We start from the raw sequence: 20,606 nt of genomic DNA, 5'->3' as shown, positions 1-20,606 counted from the left end.
CAACCGTTCAGTCGTGTCTGGTGATTCGTCGCCGTAGCGAGCATGTGCCCGGTGCGGTGCATCGGTGCGCTGGAGGGGAGGCCTCGATGTGGTTCATCGTGGCCTTTCCTCCAGTGCGGCGAGGTGCCGTGCCGGGTGCAGCGCAGTAGGCGAGGAATCATCAGACACGGCTTAGTCGAGTTCCTTCTGCAGAGCGAGCTCGCGTGCTTCCTTGCGCGCCAGCTTCTCCGCCTTCTCCGCAGCTCGCTTGGCCTCGGCCGGGGACAGGTCGACCTCGTCCTCGACCCAGCCGTGCCCGTACTCCGACAGGTCGGACTTGGCCTCGCCCGATCGGAGCGCGTGGTACTCCTCGTCCTTGCGCCGGCGCCGCTGCGCCGCGGGCCGGTCCTCCTCCAGCCGCTGGTCCTCGCCACGCCGGGACAGCAGCTCGGCACCGGCCTGGACGTCGGGAGCGAAGTCGAACATGACCGCGTTCGGGCCGTCGCCGATGACGACCCCGTCGCCGGCCATCGCGCCCTTCTCCAGCAGCGTCTTCTCGACGCCGAGCCGGTTCAGCCGGTCGGCCAGGTAGCCGACGGCCTCCGGGTTCGTGAAGTCGGTCTGCTTGACCCAGCGCTCGGGCTTGTCACCCTGGACCAGCCATCCGCCGTCCTCCGGCAGCTTCTTGACCTTGAACTCGGGCCCGCCCTGCACCTGCGGCCGGATGATGATCCGGGTGTTGTCGGGCTTCTCCTGCTCCGCGCGACGCTTGACGACGATCTCGGCCATCGCGAACTTCAGGGCTTCCAGGCCTTCGTGCGAAGCGGTCGAGATCGGGAACACCCGCAGCCCGCGCTCCTCCAGCTCGGCCTGCACCATCTCCGCGATCTCGCGCGCATCCGGTACGTCGATCTTGTTCAGGGCAACGAGTCGCGGCCGGTCCTCGAGCCCGCCGTGCGCAGTCAGCTCGGCCTCGATCGTGTCCAGGTCACTGAGCGGGTCCCGGCCCGGCTCGTACGTCGCGCAGTCGATCACATGCACGAGTGCCGCACACCGCTCGACGTGCCGCAGGAAGTCGTGCCCGAGCCCACGACCCTCGCTGGCGCCCTCGATCAGACCCGGTACGTCGGCCACCGTGAAGGTGGTCTCGCCCGCGACCACGACCCCGAGGTTCGGAATCAGCGTGGTGAAGGGGTAGTCGGCGATCTTCGGCCGGGCGCGGCTGATCGACGCGATCAGCGACGACTTGCCCGCACTCGGGAAACCGACGAGGCCGATATCCGCGACGACCTTGAGCTCGAGGACGAGCTGACGCTCCTCGCCGTCCTCACCGAGCAGCGCGAAACCAGGCGCCTTGCGGGAGCTGCTGGCCAGGGCAGCGTTGCCGAGACCGCCCTTGCCGCCTTGCGCTGCAACGAATTCCGCGCCGGGACCGACGAGATCGGCGAGCACCTCGCCATCCGCCGTACTGATGACTGTGCCGTCCGGGACGGGCAGGACGACGCTGTCGCCGTTGCTGCCGGCCTGGTTGTCACCCTTGCCCTGGGCACCGTTCGTCGCGGTGCGGTGGCTGGAACGGTGGTAGTCGACGAGCGTCGTGGTGTCGGGGTCGACGCGCAGGATCACGCTGCCGCCGTCACCACCGTTACCGCCGTCCGGACCGCCGAGGGGCTTGAACTTCTCCCGGTGCACCGAGGCACATCCGTGTCCGCCGCGGCCCGCGGTGACATGCACCGTCACGCGGTCGACAAAGCTGGGGATTGCCATCGGTGCTTCTCAACTTCCTGTAGGTAATGCTTAAGACAGCAAAAGGACGGGTCCGCGGTATTCCGCGACCCGCCCTCCTGAAAGAGCTGTGACAAAACCCGGGTGGCGGTGTTACTCCGCCGGGGCCGGGACGATGTTGACGACGCGGCGACCGCGCCGGGTGCCGAACTCCACCTTGCCCTCGGCGAGCGCGAACAGCGTGTCGTCGCCGCCGCGGCCCACCAGGTTGCCCGGGTGGAAGTGCGTGCCGCGCTGCCGAACGATGATCTCGCCGGCGTTGACCAGCTGGCCGCCGTACCGCTTCACGCCGAGGCGCTGCGCGTTGGAGTCACGACCGTTGCGGGTCGAGGCCGCTCCCTTTTTGTGTGCCATGAGTTAATCAGCTCACTTCTTCGCGTCGATCGCGGTGACCTTGACCTGGGTGTAGTGCTGACGGTGCCCCTGGCGCTTGCGGTAACCGGTCTTGTTCTTGTACTTCAGGATGTGGATCTTGGGGCCCTTGGTGCGGCCGAGAACCTCAGCCGACACGGCAACCTTGGCCAGCGCCGCCGCATCGGTCGTCACGGTGTCGCCATCGACGACCAGGACTGCCGGCAGGACGACGGTGTCGCCCGCCTTGTCCGTGAGGCTGTCGATCTCGATGACATCGCCGACGGCGACCTTCTGCTGGGTGCCGCCACTGCGCACGATCGCGTACACCGTGGATCTCACTCTCTGCTGGATCGGAAGTTCTGTACAAAGTGCGCTGGTCCGTTACCCCGGGCAGTGCCCCAGTAACACACTCACAACACACAAGTCGGCACGCCTGGAGCGCACCGAAGGTCCAGGATACTACGCGAACGCAGCATCCTGGAAATCGGGTTACTGACCGGCCGAGACCAGCTCCGCAGGCGTCTCTGGAGTCTCGCTGGCCGCCTTACCGCGGCTCCGGCTGCTGCGCCGGCGTCGCGTGCTCTTGGTGCCGTTCTGCGCGGCTTCCGCCTCGTCCGCCGGTACGTCGGCCGTCGGGAACCCGGTCGCTTCCGGGCTCACGGGCTCGTCCGCCTGGGCAGCGACCGGGTAGCCGGTCGGCTCCGGGGTGCCGTTGGTCGGCTCCTCGGCGTCCTTCTTGGCGGATGCGGCGGCGATCTGGGCCAGTCGCTGAGCGGCGTCCGCGTGCTGCTGAGCGGTCTCCGCCTCGGTGCCCTCCTCGTCGGAGCGCCCCTTGCCGCGACGACGACGGGAGCTCTTCCGGCCGGTCTCGTCGGCCTGGGCAGCCGGCTTGCTCTGCTCCGGGCCGTTGCCGCCACCGTTGCCGTTACCGCCGTTGCCACCGCCCGCGTTGCCCCGGCCGCCGTCGCGGCGGCGGGACTCCTTCGGCTCGTCGTGCAGGATCAGGCCGCGGCCACCGCAGTGGTCACAGTTCTCGCTGAACGCCTCGAGCAGACCGGTACCGATCCGCTTCCGGGTCATCTGGACCAGGCCGAGCGAGGTGACCTCGGCGACCTGGTGCTTGGTCCGGTCCCGGCCCAGGCACTCGACCAGGCGACGCAGGACGAGATCCCGGTTCGACTCCAGCACCATGTCGATGAAGTCGATCACGATGATGCCGCCGATATCGCGCAGCCGGAGCTGGCGGACGATCTCCTCGGCCGCTTCCAGGTTGTTCTTGGTGACCGTCTCCTCGAGGTTGCCCCCGGAGCCGGTGAACTTGCCGGTGTTGACGTCGACGACGGTCATCGCCTCGGTCCGGTCGATGATCAGCGAACCACCCGACGGCAGCCAGACCTTGCGGTCCAGCGCCTTCTTGATCTGCTCGTCGATGCGGAAGTTGGCGAAGACATCGCTGTCTCCGGTCCACTTCTCGACCCGGTCGGCCAGGTGCGGCGCGACACCCGCGACGTACTCGCGCACCTCGTCGACTGCATCGCCGCCGGAGATGACCAGCTTCGTGAAGTCCTCGGTGAACAGGTCACGCACCACGCGGATCAGCAGGTCGGGCTCGGCCGACAGCATCTGCGGGGCCTGGCCGTTCTTCGACTTCTTGTCGATCTCGGCCCAGACCGCCTGCAGGCGGCTGACATCCGCGGTCAGCTCCTCCTCGGACGCACCCTCGGCCGCGGTCCGGACGATCACGCCGGCCTCGTCGGGGACGATGTCCTTCAGGATCGTCTTGAGCCGGTTCCGCTCGGTGTCGGGGAGCTTGCGGCTGATACCGCCGTTGCCGCCGCGCGGGACATAGACGACGTACCGGCCGGGCAGGCTGATCTGGTTGGTGAGCCGGGCGCCCTTGTGGCCGATCGGGTCCTTGGTCACCTGGACCAGGACCGACTGACCGGACTTCAGCACCTGCTCGATCTTGCGCGGGCCGTTGGCCCCACCGAGCGTGGCCCAATCGACCTCACCGGCGTACAGAACCGCGTTGCGGCCCTTGCCGATATCGATGAAGGCCGCCTCCATGCTGGGCAGCACGTTCTGCACGCGACCGAGGTACACGTTGCCGATCAGCGAGGTGTGCTCGGCCTGGGCGACGTAGTGCTCGACCAGGACGTTGTCCTCGGAGACCGCGATCTGGGTCAGGTCCTCACGCGACCGGATCACCATCGTCCGCTCGACCGACTCACGCCGGGCCAGGAACTCGGCCTCGGTCACGATCGGCGCGCGGCGGCGACCGGCGGCGCGACCCTCACGGCGACGCTGCTTCTTCGCCTCCAGCCGGGTCGAACCCTCGATCGCGGTGACCTCGTTGGCCGTGTTCTTGCTGCGCGGCTCACGCACCCGCACGACGGTCTCGTCCGGGTCGTCGGCCGCGCTGGTGCCCTCTTCGCCCTTACGGCGACGACGACGCCGGCGGCGACGCGAGGAGCTGCCGCCTTCCTCACCGTCGTCCGCAGAACCGTCCTGCTCGTCGTCAGCCGAGGCTTCCGAGTCGTCGGACTCCTGCTCGTTCTCGTCCTGCTCGTCGGCGCTGTCGTCAGCGTCACCGGTCTTGCGGCGACGACGACCGCCCCGACGACGACGCCGGCGGCGGGTGCCCTCGCCGGACTCGTCCTCGTCGCCGTCCTCAGCCTGTACGTCGTCAGTCTGGTCGGCGTCGGTCTCGTCAGCCTCGGCCGTCTCGTCCTCGGCCTCTTCGTCGTCCTCGAGCTCCTCGACGGGCTCGACAACTTCCTCGCGCGCCTGCCCACGACGACTCCGCCGACGACGCGACGTGGCCGGCTGCTCGTCGTCACCAGGCTCAGCGGCCTCGACGATCGGCTCAGCCGCGACCTCCGCGGTCTCGGTCTGGGTGTTCTTGGCGCCGCGACGGCTCCGCGAACGGGTAGTCGGGGCCGGCTCAGTCGCCTCAACCGGGCTGGTCGCCCCAGCCTGCGCCGGAGTCTCGGTCTGCGCCTGGCCTGCTGGCGCGGTCTGTGCCTGCCCGGCCGACGCGGTCCGCGTCCGCCCGGCGGGCGCGGTGCTCGGCACGGTAGGTGCCTGGAACAGCACAGCAGCAGCAGCCGGAGCCCGCCGACGGGTGCGGCGCGTGCCGGTGCTGGTCTCGTCGGCGGGTGCGTCGTCCGCAGCCGCCGCGTCCTCAGCCGTCGGGAAGAGCGGGGTTGCCTCGGATGCGGCGGGCGCGTCAGCGGTGGGCTGAGCGCCGCGGCGCCGCGAAGTGCGCTTGGCGGTGCGGCCGGAGCCTGCTTCCGCTGCGGTGTCGGCGTCGCCTCCGGCGGCGCGGCCCGAGCCGGTGCCCGCTGCGCTGGCGGAGTCACCTGCGGCGGTGCCTGCCGTGTCGGCCGACCGAGCCACTACGTGGGAACTGCCGGTGAAGGTCGTCGGGCGGGCGGGGGCAGCTGCGGCTTCGGTGGAGGCGCCCGCGGAGGCGGTCGCAGTCGCGGCTTCGGCGGTGTCGGCGGTCTGCGCGGCGCCACGCCGGGAGCGGGTACGGCGAGCCGGCGCGGCGTCCGGCGTACCGGTCTGCTCGGCGTCGGCTACGGGGCCGTCGGTGAGGGGGGTGTCGGTGGCTACCAGGGTGGTGGCGGCCTTTTTGGTGGCGCGCTTGCGGGCGGGCGCCTTCTTGGCCGGGGTCTCGTCGGCGACGGGCTCGGCGGTCTTCTTGGCGGCGCGCTTGGTGGCGGTCCGCTTGACCGGGGTCTCGGCGGCGGTCTTCTTGGCCGGGGCCTTCTTCGCGGCGGCCTTCTTGGCGACGGCCTTCTTCGCGGTCCGCGGGGCCGGGTCGGCGGCCACGTCGTCGGACTGGGTCGGAACCTCGGCGGACTTGGCCACCCGCTTGCGCGTGGTGGTGGCCTTCTTCACCGCGGTCTTCTTCACCGTCTTCTTGGCGGTCGAACGGGTGCCGGCAGCCTCGGCTGCCTCGGTGGTCGGCTCGTTGTCGAGCATGTGGTGCGGTCTCCTCAAGCCCGGCGGCGCCTCCGGCCACCCCTGTCACGGGTCCGGTGCTGCTGCCTGGCGGTCACGGTTCGCCGCTCCTGGCCGTTGAGCCGGGGCGACGGAAGCCTGCTGGATCCGCTCCGCCGGTACTTCAGGGCACAGAGGGAGCGGCGGCGTCGCCCTCCGCGGTATGCGTCTGGTGGGGATCTGCCTGGCCGGTCGCGGTCGCCTGGGTGGCGTCGCGGTCACGAGCGAGCGGATCGTCCACTGTGCCGGTCGCCGCGATCAGCGGGCCCTGGGCGAGCCTGGTCAGAAGAGCCGGGCCCGTCACCGCGAGCGTCGCTACATCGAGCAAGCCGGCGAGAACGTCGTCGGGTCTCACGGCCGGGGTTCCGTGCCGTAACACCACTTGCAGTATCGCACATGTCTCAACCGACCCCGGTTCATCACCGACGGTGAGTCGGAGGACGGCGTCCCGACAGTCGAACGAGCGAAGCCCCCGTTTGGTCATGCGCTCGACCGTGATTTCGGTCCGGGCGAGGAACGCCTCCACCGCGGCCGCGGCCGGCTCCGGATCCACCCCGGGTAACGCGATCCGCCACTCACTGACCTCCAGCCGCTCGGCCAGCGCACCCGGTCCGGCGACTACCACCTCGAGGACGTCCAGCCCCGGCGGCAGGGCCTCGTCCAGCGCGGCCCGGACCTGCTCGGCGTCCCGCTCATGTGTGAGCGAGATCTCCAAGTACTCGGCCTCGGAGGCGGCCCCGGTGGGCGCGGCCCCGGCGTACGAGATCTTCGGGTGCGGGCTGAAACCGTGCGAGAAGGCCACCGGGAGCTCGGCGCGCCGGACGGCGCGCTCGAACGCCCGCTGGAAGTCGCGGTGTGAGGTGAATCGCAGCCGCCCCCGCTTGGCGAACCGGATCCGGAGTTTCTGGACCGCGGGGAGCTGCTGCGACGGCGGAGCTTGAACAGGTGCCACAGCTGCATTCTGTCAGGATTCGCAGCCCTCGCCGTACGGAAAGCGATTGCCTCAGGGCTGGGTGGCGGATTTGCCGGTGAGGTAGAGGGCCCAGGCGAGGAGGGTGAAGGCGGCCAGGTCGAGGACGATGCGGACGTTGTTGAAGGTGCGCCAGCGGGCCTCGTTGAAGGCTTCTCGGGCTGCCGTGACGTCGATCGTGTTCGGATCGCCGGCCGCCTTGAGGGCGTCGTTCAGGGGGACGTTGACCGCGATCGTGAGGATCATCGTGATCAGGTAGAGGACGAAGGCCGCCGCGATCCACGGGAGCGCCTTCTCCTTGAGGCTGACCAGCCCGGCCAGCGCAGTGAACAGCAGGGTCCCGACGAAGCCGATCCCGAGGAAGACCGGGTTGATGATCGCCCGGTCGGCCGCCTGGAACGCTCCGACGAAGGTTTTGTCGTCGACCTTGGCCAGCCCGGGCATGAAGGCCATCCCGTACGCCCAGTAGACCCCGGCCATCATTCCGGTCGTGATCGTGGCCGCCATCAGCGCCGCCACCCGCAGTCCGTTCATGTTGCTCCTCCCAGTACGGCGGGCTTCGTCCCGCCGTACTGAGAAAGTTATGGCAGCGGACCTGTCACCGACATGTCGCGAAAACTCAGGTTGATGTCTGGGTGGCTCAGAGGCCGGCGCACTGGCCGGATCGGGGCCCGGACACCTGGTTCGGCGCTTCCAGGTTGGTCGGGGCGACGGTGTTGCCGGCGCAGGACAGCGGGCCGTTGATCGTGTTGCCGGCCAGGGCGACCGGTTCGCCGGTGGTGGCGATGCCGACCGAGACCGGACCGCTGATCGTGCTGCCGACGAACGCCGCGCTGCGGGTGGTTCCGGACAACGAGACTGGTCCGCGCACCGACGTACGGAGCAGGTGGACGTCAGCTGCCTTGGAGGCGTTGACCGGGCCGGAGATTCGGGCATCGGTGGCAACCAGCGAGGCGTCGGCGGCGATCTGGATCGGGCCGTTGACGGTTGCCCCGGTCAAGCAGGTGACCCCGGATCGCAAGGCCAGTGGGCCGTTGTGGGTCCCGGTGATCGTCGTCGTACAGGTCGGGGCCGGGCGCAACAGCGTGACCGCGAACCGGCTCGCCGTACCGATGTTGCCGGTGGCATCGATGGCCCGGTACTCGACCTTGTGCCGCCCGTAGCCCGGCGGTACGTCGTCCCACGGGACCACCCGCGGTACGCCGAGTTTGCCGTAGACGAGTTGGTCGATCGCGGTCCCCTCGGCGGTGAACTTGAACGGCGCGGACGCGTCGGTCGGCCAGCCGAAGTAGTTGAACCAGCCGTCGCCGTCGACGCGGAACTCCGGTACGACGTAGCCCGTGCTGTCGTCTGTCGCAGCCAGCTTCATCGTGAACGCGTCGTTGTAGATGTACTCCGGCCCGGTCAGCTTCTGGACCGTGACAAGCGGCTTGGACATCGTCGAGGTGACCTTCGGTTCGACCCCGTCGACCTCCCAGGTCAGGGTCTCGGAGCCTGCGGTCGCAGTGAGGGTATGGCGGCCCGTCAGACCGAGCGCGCCGAGGTCGAAGTCACGGTCGTTGCCAGGGTTGTCGGCCGGTTGGCCGTCCAGCTTCCAGGCGATCGCGGGCTGATCGGTGTCCGACTGCGTGGTCTCGGCGTACACGACCTCTTCCGCGTTCACCGGGTGATCCGTGGCGGTGGATCCGGTGAAGGCCACCGGAGCGGTCGTGGGCTTGGCGGTCAGGGTGGTGTTGACCGTCCAGGTCCGGGATGCGGTCGGTCGTACGGCGGGATCGCGGACGAACTCGGTGGGGTCGACGATCTTGGCGGTGAGCGTGTGCAGACCGGGTGCGAGGTCGAGCGTGGCGAGGTCGATCGCCCGCCGATTGCCGGTCGGCAGCGTCCGGCCGTCCAGGGTCCAGGTGACGTCGAGCTCGTGACTGCTCGGGTGCAAGGTCTGCAGCCAGACGACCTGGTCCGCGGCCACCTGACCAGTTGGGGTACTGGTCTGGAACAGGTTCGCGCGAGACGAGATCCGCTGCGTCATCCGCTCCCGCGAGATCTGGTCGAAGTAGTAGCCCAGCGTCTTCATCATCGAGTGCCGGCTCGGCCGCCAGACGCCGGAACCGGAGTACATGCCGCCCTCGTAGCGCCCGATCGTGCCGCCGGACTCGGACGGCTCCCCCAGCCAGCGGAACCACTTCTGCTGCTGGTCCCGCATCTGCTGCTCGGTCAGCAACGAGTGGTGGATCGACGACGGCTCCGGACCCTCGTACGGCGCTCCGCGGTCGCCGCGAGCGTAGTAGTCGTATTCGTCCTGGAGGCCGCCGAGCGAGTGGCCGAGTTCGTGCGGGGTGATCAGGGCGGACAACGCGTTGCCGCCGGATGCCGTCGCATACGTGCCGCCGGCTCCGCCGTACGTGTCGCTGTTGCCGATGGCAAGAATCTGACGGTTGCTCGCCGTGGTGCCGGGGACCAGGTCGGCGTACGAGATCGCCGCGGTCGAACTGACGGTCAGCAGGCGCTGGACGCTGTTCGGGTTGCAGCCGCCCCAGAAGCCCATGTTGAGCGGGGTGTCCACCTTGGGCGAGGTGAGGTTCGGGTCGCAGTCGACGCCACTTTGCGGTGAGGCGATCTCGACGGCGTACACGTTGACGTAGTTGCGGTACGACTTGAACGGTTCGATGCTCCAGAGCACGTTCAGGTGCTTGTCGACCTGCTCACGGAACTTCGGCAGATCGGTGGCGGTGTAGCCGTCACCCATCACGATCAGGTTGAACCGGGACGCCGCCGGCCCGGTCACCTGCAGCGGGACCACCTTGGCTTCCGGACCTGCCTCTGGTTCGGCACTTGCAGTCGTACCGGTCCCGACGAGTGCTGCTGCCAGCACGCCGATCACCGCTGTCAATCGTCCGATCCTCACGGCCACTCCCCTGCCCCGGCGACACTGCCGTGAGCAGCTTACGAACGTGACCCCGAAGCTGTCAGGACCTTCCGCGTGGCGGCTTGCTCCCGTCGCGGGCCGTCGTACGGCATCATGTGGGTTCGGGGAACAGTGAGGAGAGGACATCGATGACGGAACCGGCGCAGTCGCCACGGCCTGACCGCAAGGTGGATCCGGTGGTGGACGCGGCGGCGGACGGTGACGGCAAGGGCATCTACTGGGTGCTCCGGAACGTCCTGGTCGGCCCGCCGGTCAAACGGCTCTTCCGGCCGATCGTGGAAGGCATCGAGAACGTCCCGACCGAGGGTGCGGCGATCATCGCCAGCAACCACCTCTCGTACGCGGACTGGATCTTCATGCCGCTGGCGTTGCGGCGCCGGGTGACGTTCGTCGCAAAGTCCGACTACTTCACCGGAGCCGGCATCAAGGGCCGCTTCCAGCGCGGGTTCTTCAAGGGCACCGGCCAGGTGCCGATCGACCGCTCCGGCGGTTCGGCGTCCGAGGGCGCGATGCGGGCCGGCATGAAGGTGCTCGAACGCGGCGACCTGTTCGGCATCTACCCCGAAGGCACCCGCTCGCACGACGGCCGCCTGTACAAGGGCCGGACCGGCGTCGCCCGGCTCGCGCTCGAGGCGAAGGTCCCGGTGATCCCGTGCGGGGTGATCGGCACCGACGTGGTCGCGCCGCCCGGCAAGGTGGTGGCCTCGTTCGCCTCCCCGACGGTCAAATTCGGCGAGCCGCTGGACTTCTCGCGGTACGAAGGGATGGAGAGCGATCGGCTCATCCTGCGCGCCGTCACCGACGAGATCATGTACAAGATCATGGAACTGTCCGGCCAGGAGTACCTCGACATGTACGCCACCAAGGCCAAGGCCCTCGAGGGCCGGGCAACCACCGGCGCCCCCAAGAAGGTCCGCAAGACGGACACCTGATCCGAGGTTTGAGATGGCCCGGGTCTAGTCTGGGTACCGTGGACGGACCGATCGCGTACCAAGGTGAACCCGGAGCCAACTCGGCGATGGCGTGCTCCGACATGTTTCCGGACCGCGAGCAACTGCCCTGTACGACGTTCGAGGACGCCCTCGAGGCGGTGAGCAGCGGCCGCGCCGGGTTGGCGATGATCCCCATCGACAACTCGATCGCCGGCCGGGTCGCCGACATCCACCACCTGCTCCCGGAGTCCGGGCTGCACATCATCGGCGAGTACTTCCTGCCGATCCACTTCCAGCTGCTTGCCGTGCCCGGTACGACGATCGACCAGATCCGGACTGTCCGCAGCCACGTGCACGCGCTCGGGCAGTGTCGCAAGATCATCCGTGAGCACGGGTGGTCGACTGTCGTTGCCGATGACACTGCGGGTGCGGCGCGTGAGGTGGCTGAGCTCGCTGATCCGTCAGTGGCCGCGTTGTCGCCGCGTGCTGCGGCTGGGTTGTACGGCCTTGAGACGTTGGCTTCGGATGTCGAGGACGAGCACCACAACACGACCCGATTCCTCGTGCTGGCGCGCGAACCCGTCGTACCGCCGGTGGGTTCGGGGCCGATCGTGACGAGCTTCGTGTACCGGGTGCGGAACGTGTCGGCGGCTCTGTATAAGGCTCTTGGTGGGTTTGCTACCAACAGCGTGAACATGACCAAGCTGGAGTCGTACCAGCTCGGCGGCATGTTCTTCGCCACCCAGTTCTACGCCGACATCGAAGGTCACCCGGAAGACCCGAACGTCGCGCTGGCGATGGAGGAACTGGCCTTCTTCTCGGTCGAGGTCCGCCTGCTGGGTGTCTATCCGGCCCACCCGTTCCGCGCCGAGATCGCCGAACCCGCCGCGAACCGAGCCTTGCGGCCGCACCACTAGTTCCCCCTCGCTGCGGACACGCGCGCTCCTCCGTCGCGTGCTCCGCCCGTGCGCCCACCCACCCGTTCACGCGGCTGCCGCCGCTTCCGTGGGCGACGCGCGGGTATAGGCGGGCGGGCGGGTAACGAGGGTGCGGGCGGTGCGCGTCGGACGGATGTTGGGAGGTCCGGCAAGGCCGGTTGTTGAGGGCTCTCACCACGAGCCGGTACGACGTTGGGCACGGGTCAACCACGTGCACGATCGGACGGTGGTTGAGGGGTGCTCAAGGTGAGCTGGCCGGGGCGACCTTGAGCACGGTTCGACCATTTCGGTGGGGTGTCGATGGTTGGTGGAGTCTCAAGGTGATTGCCGGCCCGCGTTCTCGGGTCGTCGGGGGTGACTGGCGCGTTGGTCGGAACGAAATCGGCGCCTGGACCCGAAGATCCTCCGACTAGCGCAAGAGCCCGAGCCTCACGCACCTCAGCCACCGCCCGTCAGCCCTAGACGGCGTGGAGCAGTGGTCGCCGGGCCTCGCCATCTGGCCCAGCCACCGCTTGGCCAGCCCTCTTGCTTTGTCGGCCGCCTTTGGTGGTCGAGTCGGGGTGCAGGCGCGAAAGGACTCGGCCGGGGACGTCCGCTGTGGCTGATCGCCGCGTCCGGCCGACTAAAAAGACGGCGTGGCTGGGCGCCGCGATGGCTGAGGTGGACGGTGCGGTCGGTGACCGCGGCTCCGCGTCGCTTGGGGTTGCCGGGCTGTGGTTGCGGTGCGGGAAGAGGCACTGGCCGCTGCCCGTGAAGCCCTCCGGGCGCGACTGCTTGCTGGTGGCTGGACCACCTAGCACCTCACCAAGCCACCCGGGGCCTCATCAACCACCCGCGCCGCGCCAAATTGCGCCGCGCCTCACCACCCCGCACCTCACCAACCACCCCGGGCCTCATCAACCACCCGCGCCGCGCCAAATTGCGCCTCACCAAACCACCCCGCACCTCACCACCACCCCGGGCCTCGCCAACCCGCGCCGCGCCAAATTGCGCCGCGCCTCACCAAACCGCGCCTCACCAAAACCGCGCCGCCTCGTCATGCGTGCAGGGCGGTGATGCGTTGGCCGGTACTTTTTTCGCGAATAGCGCCCCAAAGTTACCGATCAACGCAGCCCCCGACACCGCAGAGGCGAGCCTTAACTGGCATGGGGGTCGGGCGGACCTGGGTCACCGTGTAAGTGAGGTTCGTGGGGTGGGCTCAGGCGTGGGGGGATCCGGTGATCAGTGGGTTGGCGGGTGGTGGGGGTCCGGTGGTGGAGGTCCGGGTCAGGGTTTCAGGTGGATGATGGTTCGGCCTCGGTCGGTGAAGGCTTCTGCGGACTCGGTCAGGGGGCGGACCTTCGTTACCAGGGGTTTCACGATGCCGTGGCGGAGGCGGTCGGCTAGTTGTGTCAGCTGGGCGCGGTTCGGCTCGACGACGAAGAAGACGGCGCGGGCGCCCTGCGGCTGGATCGTGGGCGGGTCGGGGATGGTGACCAGGGTGCCGCCGGGGCGGACCAGGGCAGTGGAGCGGTCGCGGATCTCGCCGCCGAGGACGTCGAGCACGACGTCGACCTGGCCGACCTGTTCCAGGTTGTCGCCTTCCAGCGTGACGAACTGGTCGACGGCAGCGGACTGGGGGTTTGTGCGGCCGGTGCCGATTACATACGCGCCTGCCTCGTGGGCCAGCTGGGCGGCGACGGAGCCGACGGCTCCGCCGACGCCGTGGATCAGGACGGTTTGGCCGGCTTCCAGGTGGGCGTGGTCGAAGAGGGCTTGCCAGGCGGTCAGGCCGGAGATGGGGAGGGCGGCGGCGGTTATGTGGTCGATGTCGGCGGGCAGGGGCGCGAGGTTGCGGGCTTCGACGGCTACAAACTCCGCGAGCGAACCGTCGCGGGTCCAGTCCGTCAGGCCGAAGACCCGCTGACCGACGGTCAGGCCCGTCGTTCCGTAGCCGAGCTCGGCGACCACCCCGGACACCTCGTGCCCAGGGATACTCGGCGTTCGGTCGCGGCCGGCGCGGTCTGTCCAGGTGCCGGGCCAGGTGAGTTCGCCGCGGGTGAAGCCTGCGGCCTGGACCTCGACGATGACGTCGTTCTCGGCTGAGTGGGGGTACGGGACGTCGGTCAAGGTCAGCTCGACGGCATCGCGGTCCTGGACAGTGATGGCTCGCATGCGACCCAACCTAGACCTCGACCGAGGAAAGTCGATTGACCGGTGGCAGGCCCGATGTGAGGCTCCGGGACTATGGTCGCGAAGCTGCACGATGACGAAGTCGAGATCGACGAGCCGCTGGTGGAGCGGCTCCTCGCCGAGCAGTTTCCGCAGTGGGCCGGGGCTCCGGTTGAGGTGGTCACCTCGTCAGGCACGGATCATGTGGCTTTCCGGGTCGGCACCGACCTGGTGGCTCGACTCCCCCGGACCGAGCGGATGCAGGGGCAGGCGGAGAAGGACGTGAGCTGGCTCCCGCGGCTGGCACCGCACCTTCCGCTCGCGGTTCCCGAGCCGCTGGCGATCGGCGTACCGGGTGCCGGTTATCCCTTCACGTGGGGTGTCTATCGCTGGCTCGAAGGCGAACCCCTCGACCTGGACCGGCTCGCCGACCCGATCACGACCGCGCAAGACCTCGCCGCCTTCATTCGCGCACTGCAAAGGATCGACACCACCGGTGCACCGGTCCCACCCAGCGATGACCCCTTCAGTCGAGGTACGCCGTTGAAGCCCCGCGACGCGATGTTCCGCGAAGCGCTCGACCAGTTGCGGGACGAGTTCGACACCGAGTTGGTTCTCGCCGCCTGGGATGCCTCGCTGGCCGCGGACACGTACGCAGGCCCGCCGGTCTGGGTGCATGGCGATCTCATGGAGGGCAACATTCTGGTTGCCAACGGCAAGCTCTCGGCGGTGATCGACTGGGGTACGGCGCGCGCGGCCGACCCGGCAGCCGACGTGATGCCGGCCTGGTGGCTGTTCGAAGGCGACTCCCGCCGAGCGTTCCGCGAAGCGCTGGAGGTGGACCAGACCACCTGGACGCGCGCCCGCGGTTGGGCCCTCTCGCTGTCGATGATCGCCATCCCGTACTACCGCACCCGCCGCCCTGACCCCACCCCCGGCGAGCACCCCTACATCAATGGGCTCCTCAACGACTTCAAGGCGGACAACTGATGGAGATCGTCGCGGTCGACGGCCGGGATGTCGAGACGTTCCGGCGGTTCTACGAGGTGAAGTACGGCGTCCGGCAGGAGCTGGAGTTCCCCGTGGGGATGGGGCTCGAGGAAGCGCGAGTGCTGATGGCGAGGGACCATGCCGACGTGCGGGCCGACGGAATCGGTGCGGTGGTCGACGGCAAGTGGGCCGGGGTCGCTTGGTTCGACTGGTGGTTGGTGGGAACCACGGACACGGTCGACGTGGAGATCGCGGTCGCGGCCGAGCACCGGCGGCGTGGCGTCGGATCGCGGTTGCTGGAGGTCGCCGTACAGCGAGCGCGCGCAGCCGGTCGCCGGGTGCTGAGCGGGTCGGACCTGACCGGTGATCCGGTGACAGGTGAGAGCGCCGGTACGGCGTTCGCCCGGGCGAACGGCTTTGTTCGCAAGCATGCGGAATTGCATCAAGTGCTCGAACTTCCGATCGTCATTGCGGAGAAACCCGTTGCCGGGTACGAGATTGTGCAATGGCGGGAGCACACGCCGGACGAATGGGTCAAACAATTCGCTGATTTACAAACCGGAATGAGTGAGGATGTTCCGGCCGGTGAGCGGACGACGGAAATCGTGCACTGGACGCCCGAGCTGATTCGCGATGCGGAAGCCCGGCGCATTGCTCAAGGACGGTTCACGTATGCCACGGCCGCCGTACACAGCGAGAGCGGCGAACTCGCGGCGTACACGCAGATGGGCGGTACGCCGGAGACGCCGAACCGGTTGAGTCAGTACGACACGTATGTCCGGCGATCCCATCGTGGTAACGGACTTGGGCTTGCGGTGAAGGCGCCGAACCTTCGCGCATTGCAAGAAGGTGTCGCGCGACCCGCCGTACTGCACACCTGGAACGCACCGGAGAACACACCGATGATCGCCGTCAACAACAAGCTCGGCTTTCGTCCGGTCGCGCAACGGACGAACTGGGAATTCCTAGTGTCCTGAGTCAGGAGGTCGGCGAGTGCTGGAGGTGTCCAGGTGCGTGCATCGCAAGGCGGAGAAGCGTCCTCGATGCGGTGTTCATCGTGGATGCTTCTCCAACGCAGCGAGGTGCGTGCCTGGGCGCCTCCAGTGCCGTCGAACTTCTGACTCAGGACACTAGTGTCGTAAGGGGTTGTGTGCGCGACGTGATCGGAGGATGGTGAAAGCAGAGCAGTGACTTGGGGGCCGACTGTTCGGCGGGAGAGGGCGGGACGATCCGTTCTCGGCTGTGGGGTGTGCTGGGGGTGTTTACTCAACGGTTCGGCGCAGGCCGGCCTGCTTCACGTGCCCCTGCGTTAGGGGGAAGGACATGCCGAGGAAGGCCAACGGGAGAGCGTCGGCGAACGGCACGCCGGGCACGGGGATGAGCAGCGCGACCGGCGGCGCTGCGGGAATGAACGCGGCACCTGGTGGTGACGCGATGAGTAGCGGGGCGGGCGGGAGCCCGAAGATGAGTGGCGGTGGTACGTCGGACGGCGCTGGTATGAGCAGCACGGAGTATCCGGCACGGCGGCAGTGCGGTGTGATGGATGTGCACCGGCGGTTGCTGACCACCTCCCCCGAGTACGCCGCCGCGCGGTCGGCACTGGAGAACGCGACAACGCAGTACGTGGCCCGCCAGCAACGGTTCAGCGGTGTCGTGCGGATCCCGTGTGTCGTGCACGTGGTGTACAAGACGGCCGCGCAGAACATCTCGCAGGCCCAGATCGAGAGCCAGATCGACGTCCTGAACCACGACTTCCGGGCCACCAACGGCGATATCGGGTTCGTGCCGGCGCCGTTCACGCCGCTGGTCGCGGACTCGCGGATCGAGTTCTTCCTGGCGACCGAGGACCCGGCCGGCAACCCGACCAACGGAATCACCCGGACCCCGACGACCAGCTCGTCGTTCTCGACGGACGATCGGATCAAGGCGACAGCGACCGGCGGCATCGACCCGTGGCCGACCGACCGCTACCTGAACATCTGGGTCGGCCAGCTCGGTGGCGGGCTGCTCGGATACGCACAGTTCCCAGGTGGGCCGGCGAACACCGACGGTGTGGTGATCCTGCACTCCGGGTTCGGCACCAACGGTACGGCGGCCGCGCCGTTCGACCTCGGCCGGACGACGACCCACGAGATCGGCCACTACCTCAACCTGTTCCACATCTGGGGCGATGACGGCACCGGGTGCAGCGGCACCGACGAATGCGCCGACACCCCGAACGCCGGTGGGCCGAACTTCGGCGTACCGACGTTCCCGAAGCTGTCCTGCAGCAACGGGCCGAACGGCGACCTGTTCGTCAACTACATGGACTACACCGACGACCGCGGCATGGTGATGTTCACCCACGACCAGGCCGCGCGGATGGAGGCTTGTCTGGACACGGTCCGGACGACGCTGCCGGTGCCCGTGCCCGGCCCGGGATCAGGGATGCCGGAACCGGCCGGCTCGGTGGTGTCGTGGGGCTCGGACCGGCTCGACACGTTCGTGCTCGGGACCGACTCGGCGATGTACCACAAGTGGTGGGACGGGGCCGCGTGGGGACCGTCCGTCACCGGCTACGAATCGCTGGGTGGCATCTGTATGAGCGCGCCCGAGGTGGCGTCGTGGGCGCCGAACCGGCTCGATGCGTTCGTGCTCGGGACGGATCACGCGCTCTATCACCAGTGGTACGCCGGTGCCGGCTGGTCCGGCTGGGAGTATCTCGGCGGGGTCTGCATGAGCCCACCGCGACTGGCTACCTGGGGACCGAACCGACTGGACGCGTTCGTACTCGGGACCGACCGCGCGCTCTACCACAAGTGGTGGGACGGGACCGCCTGGGGACCGTCGGTCGACGGCTACGAATACCTCGGTGGGATCTGTATGAGCCCGCCCGAAGTAGTTGCCTGGGGCCCCAACCGGTTGGACGTGTTCGTGCTCGGTACCGACAACGCGACGTACCACCAGTGGTGGGACGGCACGGCGTGGTCGGGTTGGGAGTCCCTTGGTGGCGTCTGCGCTTCGCCACCACGGGCTGTTGCCTGGGGCCCGAACCGGCTCGACCTGTTCGTCATCGGGACCGATTCCGCCTTGTACCACAAGTACTTCGACGGTACGGCGTGGTCCGGTTGGGAATCGCTCGGCGGCATCTGTACGACGGCGCCGACCGTCGTCTCGTGGGATGCGAACCGGCTCGACGTGTTCGTGCTCGGCACGGATTCGGCGCTGTACCACCAGTGGTGGGACGGGTCGACGTGGTCCGGCTGGGAGTACCAGGGCGGCATCTGCACCGACGAGCCGCGCGTGGTCTCGTGGGGTCCGAACCGGCTGGACGTGTTCGTCACCGGCACGGACAAACAGCTCTACCACAAGTGGTGGAACGGAACCGCCTGGGGACCGTCGATCGACGGCTACGAAGCACTCGGCGGCACGATCTCGGACTTCAAGGTCACCATCCCGTCGACGATGCCGAAGGAGCCCGCACTCGGACAGGTGGTGCTGAGCTGACCACGCATCTGCCCGGCCGGTGGACGCACTCCTTCGAGGAGGACCACGACGGAGTCACCGTCTACCGGCGCGACGACTACGCCTTCCCGCCGGCCCGCGGCCGGCGGGGGGTGCAGTTCCGCCCGGACGGCACCCTGCTCGAGGTCGCCATCGGCCGCGGCGACGCCCCGGAGGAACGTCCAGCCGGCCGCTGGACCGCCGACGGCCGCGTCACCAACGGCCGCATCATCACCGCAACACCTGATCGTCTGGAAATCCGCTGGGAGGAATAGTCATGCCCGTTCGATACCGCGTCATCCCCACCGCCGACCTGGCGCCAACGGACGAGCAGGGGCCGAAGCATGGCGGCGTACTGCGGCATGACGTGCAGGTGGCGCGGTTCGGCGAGCGGAGTGTCGTGTGGGGTGAACACGTCGGCCGGGGTTCACGGACGGCGCCTGGACTCCTGCTGGTGACCCAGGTGGGACGGAGTTTTCAGGACGCGTTCCCCGACGTGAAGCCGGTGCTCGATCGTGGCCGGCATCTGGTGATCTCGGCGGCGGACAAACCACGGCGGCGATCGAACCACTGCTGGCGGGTCGAGACGCTGCAGCCTGGTTCCGTCGTCGCAGTCGCAGGTCCCGGTGAGGCGCGGGTCGATCCGACGGTTGCGGGACTACTCGCGGAGCTGACGCCCTCGGCGTACCAGGCTGATGTGACGTGGTTTGCGAGCTTGCCGACGCGGCACTCGCACAGTACGTCGTTCGTCGCGGCAGTGGACTATGCCGAGCAGCGGATGGTTGCCCTCGGCTACCAAACGCGGCGGCAGCCGATCACCGTCGGCACGAAGCCGTCGCAGAACCTGATCGGCGATCGCGCCGGCTCCGGCGGCGGCGTCGTACTGGTGACCGCTCACCTCGACTCGATCAACCTGGCCGGCGGCGCGAGCGCGCCCGCGCCTGGTGCGGACGACAACGCGAGCGGTTCGGCCGGCGTACTCGAACTCGGCCGCGTGCTCGCGACCCGGAACTGGCAGCACGACATCCGGTTGATCCTCTTCGGCGGTGAGGAGGAAGGGCTTTACGGCAGCAAGCAGTACGTCGCCGCGCTGCCGCCGGCCGAGCGGGCCCGGATCCGCGCGGTGCTCAATCTGGACATGATCGCCAGCAAGAACAGCGCCAACCCGACTGTCCTGCTGGAAGGCCACCAGCTCTCGTCGAGCCTGGTCGACGACCTCGCGACCGCTGCCGCGACGTACACGGGTCTCACTGTGGAGACCTCGCTGAACCCGTTCGCGAGCGATCACGTGCCGTTCATCAACGCCGGGATCCCCGCGGTCCTCACCATCGAAGGCAGCGACAGCGCGAACAGTCACATCCACTCCGCGAACGACACCCTCAACTTCCTCAACTGGCCGCTCGCCGCGGAGATCCTCCGGATGAACACGGCCGCTCTGTCCGGCTGGCTGGAGCCCGTCACGATCCGTCCGCGCCCGGCCGGCTCGATCGTTGCCTGGGGGCCGAACCGCATCGACATCTTCGTCAGCTAGACGAAGGTCCAGGCCGGATGACCGGCCTCCAGCAGCTCGCGATGCCCCGCCCAGCCCTTCGCCGGCAAGGCGCCGACGTCGAGCAGTTCGGGCCGGCCTGAATAGAGCTCGTAGCCCCAGGAGAACGCCGCGATCGGCTCCACCACGCGCGAGCGGATGACATCCGGTACGACGACCAGGAAGGTGTCGGCCCGCCAAGTCCCATCCGGATCGTCGGGGTAGGCCGGGGCATCGAAGAACGTCGGCAGATAGCCGTAGCTGGAGAAGGGGTCGACATTCGACAGGTTCGGAACCAGGTCGACCCTGGCGGAACCACCGTTGGTGACCACCTGGATCCAGCCCATGATCGCCTGGACGCCTTGCCCGTGGTAGCGCAGCGCCGCCGTACAGATGGGGAAGCCGCGATAGGCCTCGGCGTTCAGGTCGGGGACGACGAGCTGGTGACCGGAGGCCCAGGGGTCGTCGTTCGGAATGACACGCACCGAGATCAGCCCGCGGTGACCGCGGGTCTCGAACGGGACCGACGTCTCTCTGCGCATACCCAACCGTAAGCTGCCGT

At 68.4% G+C, this 20,606-nt stretch carries 17 protein-coding genes; 7 read left to right on the top strand and 10 right to left on the bottom strand.

The window, feature by feature from the left end; all coding sequences use genetic code 11:
• Positions 1-171: 171 nt before the first annotated feature.
• From obgE to ABD231_RS10920, 7 genes are all read right to left on the bottom strand, one after another.
• Positions 172-1,746, bottom strand: a complete 1,575-nt coding sequence (gene obgE, locus ABD231_RS10950; RefSeq protein WP_344149109.1) for a GTPase ObgE — start codon at positions 1,744-1,746, stop codon at positions 172-174.
• Between the two features lie 111 nt (positions 1,747-1,857).
• Complete coding sequence (rpmA, locus tag ABD231_RS10945; protein ID WP_132405181.1) at positions 1,858-2,118, bottom strand: 50S ribosomal protein L27; 261 nt, start codon at positions 2,116-2,118, stop codon at positions 1,858-1,860.
• 12 nt (positions 2,119-2,130) lie between these two features.
• The gene (gene rplU / locus ABD231_RS10940) at positions 2,131-2,445 is read right to left on the bottom strand and encodes a 50S ribosomal protein L21 (RefSeq protein ID WP_132405183.1); all 315 of its coding nucleotides are present in this window, start codon (positions 2,443-2,445) and stop codon (positions 2,131-2,133) included.
• Positions 2,446-2,607: 162 nt separating this feature from the next.
• On the bottom strand, positions 2,608-6,108 hold the full coding sequence (locus ABD231_RS10935) for an Rne/Rng family ribonuclease (RefSeq protein ID WP_344149104.1): 3,501 nt from the start codon (positions 6,106-6,108) through the stop codon (positions 2,608-2,610).
• Between the two features lie 142 nt (positions 6,109-6,250).
• Positions 6,251-7,078, bottom strand: coding sequence for a TIGR03936 family radical SAM-associated protein (locus tag ABD231_RS10930; protein ID WP_344149102.1), 828 nt, complete (start codon positions 7,076-7,078; stop codon positions 6,251-6,253).
• Positions 7,079-7,129: 51 nt separating this feature from the next.
• Positions 7,130-7,630, bottom strand: a complete 501-nt coding sequence (locus ABD231_RS10925) for an anthrone oxygenase family protein (RefSeq protein WP_344149100.1) — start codon at positions 7,628-7,630, stop codon at positions 7,130-7,132.
• A 106-nt stretch (positions 7,631-7,736) separates the two neighbouring features.
• Entirely contained in the window at positions 7,737-10,001 is a 2,265-nt protein-coding gene (locus tag ABD231_RS10920; protein WP_344149098.1) for a M64 family metallopeptidase, read from the bottom strand.
• Between the two features lie 149 nt (positions 10,002-10,150).
• On the opposite strand from ABD231_RS10920, the gene ABD231_RS10915 reads away from it, so the two are divergent.
• Both ABD231_RS10915 and ABD231_RS10910 read left to right on the top strand, forming a co-directional pair.
• Positions 10,151-10,954, top strand: coding sequence for a lysophospholipid acyltransferase family protein (locus ABD231_RS10915; protein ID WP_344149097.1), 804 nt, complete (start codon positions 10,151-10,153; stop codon positions 10,952-10,954).
• A 38-nt stretch (positions 10,955-10,992) separates the two neighbouring features.
• The gene (locus tag ABD231_RS10910) at positions 10,993-11,871 is read left to right on the top strand and encodes a prephenate dehydratase (protein ID WP_344149095.1); all 879 of its coding nucleotides are present in this window, start codon (positions 10,993-10,995) and stop codon (positions 11,869-11,871) included.
• A gap of 1,287 nt (positions 11,872-13,158) precedes the next feature.
• Here ABD231_RS10910 and ABD231_RS10905 read toward each other — a convergent pair.
• A complete protein-coding gene (locus ABD231_RS10905; RefSeq protein ID WP_344149093.1) occupies positions 13,159-14,046 on the bottom strand; it encodes an NADP-dependent oxidoreductase in 888 nt (295 codons plus the stop codon).
• Positions 14,047-14,118: 72 nt separating this feature from the next.
• Between ABD231_RS10905 and ABD231_RS10900 the strand changes: the two genes are divergently transcribed.
• Together ABD231_RS10900 and ABD231_RS10895 are read left to right on the top strand one after the other, a co-directional pair.
• On the top strand, positions 14,119-15,033 hold the full coding sequence (locus ABD231_RS10900; RefSeq protein WP_344149091.1) for an aminoglycoside phosphotransferase family protein: 915 nt from the start codon (positions 14,119-14,121) through the stop codon (positions 15,031-15,033).
• Positions 15,033-16,010: a GNAT family N-acetyltransferase gene (locus tag ABD231_RS10895; RefSeq protein ID WP_344149088.1), complete on the top strand. Its 978-nt coding sequence runs from the start codon at positions 15,033-15,035 to the stop codon at positions 16,008-16,010. The genes ABD231_RS10900 and ABD231_RS10895 overlap by 1 nt, the downstream gene beginning before the upstream one ends.
• 285 nt (positions 16,011-16,295) lie before the next feature.
• Here the strand turns inward: ABD231_RS10895 and ABD231_RS10890 are convergent, their stop codons facing one another.
• Complete coding sequence (locus tag ABD231_RS10890; protein WP_344149085.1) at positions 16,296-16,541, bottom strand: hypothetical protein; 246 nt, start codon at positions 16,539-16,541, stop codon at positions 16,296-16,298.
• On the opposite strand from ABD231_RS10890, the gene ABD231_RS10885 reads away from it, so the two are divergent.
• From ABD231_RS10885 to ABD231_RS10875, 3 genes are all read left to right on the top strand, one after another.
• Positions 16,531-18,519, top strand: coding sequence for a DUF8189 domain-containing protein (locus ABD231_RS10885; RefSeq protein ID WP_344149082.1), 1,989 nt, complete (start codon positions 16,531-16,533; stop codon positions 18,517-18,519). The two genes, ABD231_RS10890 and ABD231_RS10885, sit on opposite strands and share 11 nt — an antisense overlap.
• Before the next feature lie 110 nt (positions 18,520-18,629).
• Positions 18,630-18,791, top strand: a complete 162-nt coding sequence (locus ABD231_RS10880; protein ID WP_344149080.1) for a hypothetical protein — start codon at positions 18,630-18,632, stop codon at positions 18,789-18,791.
• Positions 18,792-18,793: 2 nt separating this feature from the next.
• On the top strand, positions 18,794-20,047 hold the full coding sequence (locus ABD231_RS10875; RefSeq protein ID WP_344149077.1) for a M28 family metallopeptidase: 1,254 nt from the start codon (positions 18,794-18,796) through the stop codon (positions 20,045-20,047).
• On the opposite strand, the gene ABD231_RS10870 is transcribed toward ABD231_RS10875, so the two are convergent.
• Positions 20,044-20,586, bottom strand: coding sequence for a hypothetical protein (locus ABD231_RS10870; RefSeq protein WP_344149074.1), 543 nt, complete (start codon positions 20,584-20,586; stop codon positions 20,044-20,046). The two genes, ABD231_RS10875 and ABD231_RS10870, sit on opposite strands and share 4 nt — an antisense overlap.
• Positions 20,587-20,606 lie beyond the last annotated feature (20 nt).

This window comes from Kribbella yunnanensis (genome assembly GCF_039529655.1).
Lineage (GTDB): Bacteria > Actinomycetota > Actinomycetes > Propionibacteriales > Kribbellaceae > Kribbella > Kribbella yunnanensis.
Note: the sequence above shows the minus strand (reverse complement) of the source record. Positions and strands in the feature narration are given on the sequence as shown.

Coding starts and splice junctions, on each gene's coding strand:
- ABD231_RS10915 (WP_344149097.1), top strand. CDS start 10,151: ATGACGGAACCGGCGCAGTCGCCACGGCCTGACCGCAAGGTGGATCCG.
- rpmA (WP_132405181.1), bottom strand. CDS start 2,118: ATGGCACACAAAAAGGGAGCGGCCTCGACCCGCAACGGTCGTGACTCC.
- ABD231_RS10925 (WP_344149100.1), bottom strand. CDS start 7,630: ATGAACGGACTGCGGGTGGCGGCGCTGATGGCGGCCACGATCACGACC.
- ABD231_RS10905 (WP_344149093.1), bottom strand. CDS start 14,046: ATGCGAGCCATCACTGTCCAGGACCGCGATGCCGTCGAGCTGACCTTG.
- ABD231_RS10885 (WP_344149082.1), top strand. CDS start 16,531: ATGAGCAGCACGGAGTATCCGGCACGGCGGCAGTGCGGTGTGATGGAT.
- obgE (WP_344149109.1), bottom strand. CDS start 1,746: ATGGCAATCCCCAGCTTTGTCGACCGCGTGACGGTGCATGTCACCGCG.
- ABD231_RS10935 (WP_344149104.1), bottom strand. CDS start 6,108: ATGCTCGACAACGAGCCGACCACCGAGGCAGCCGAGGCTGCCGGCACC.
- ABD231_RS10900 (WP_344149091.1), top strand. CDS start 14,119: ATGGTCGCGAAGCTGCACGATGACGAAGTCGAGATCGACGAGCCGCTG.
- ABD231_RS10870 (WP_344149074.1), bottom strand. CDS start 20,586: ATGCGCAGAGAGACGTCGGTCCCGTTCGAGACCCGCGGTCACCGCGGG.
- ABD231_RS10895 (WP_344149088.1), top strand. CDS start 15,033: ATGGAGATCGTCGCGGTCGACGGCCGGGATGTCGAGACGTTCCGGCGG.
- ABD231_RS10875 (WP_344149077.1), top strand. CDS start 18,794: ATGCCCGTTCGATACCGCGTCATCCCCACCGCCGACCTGGCGCCAACG.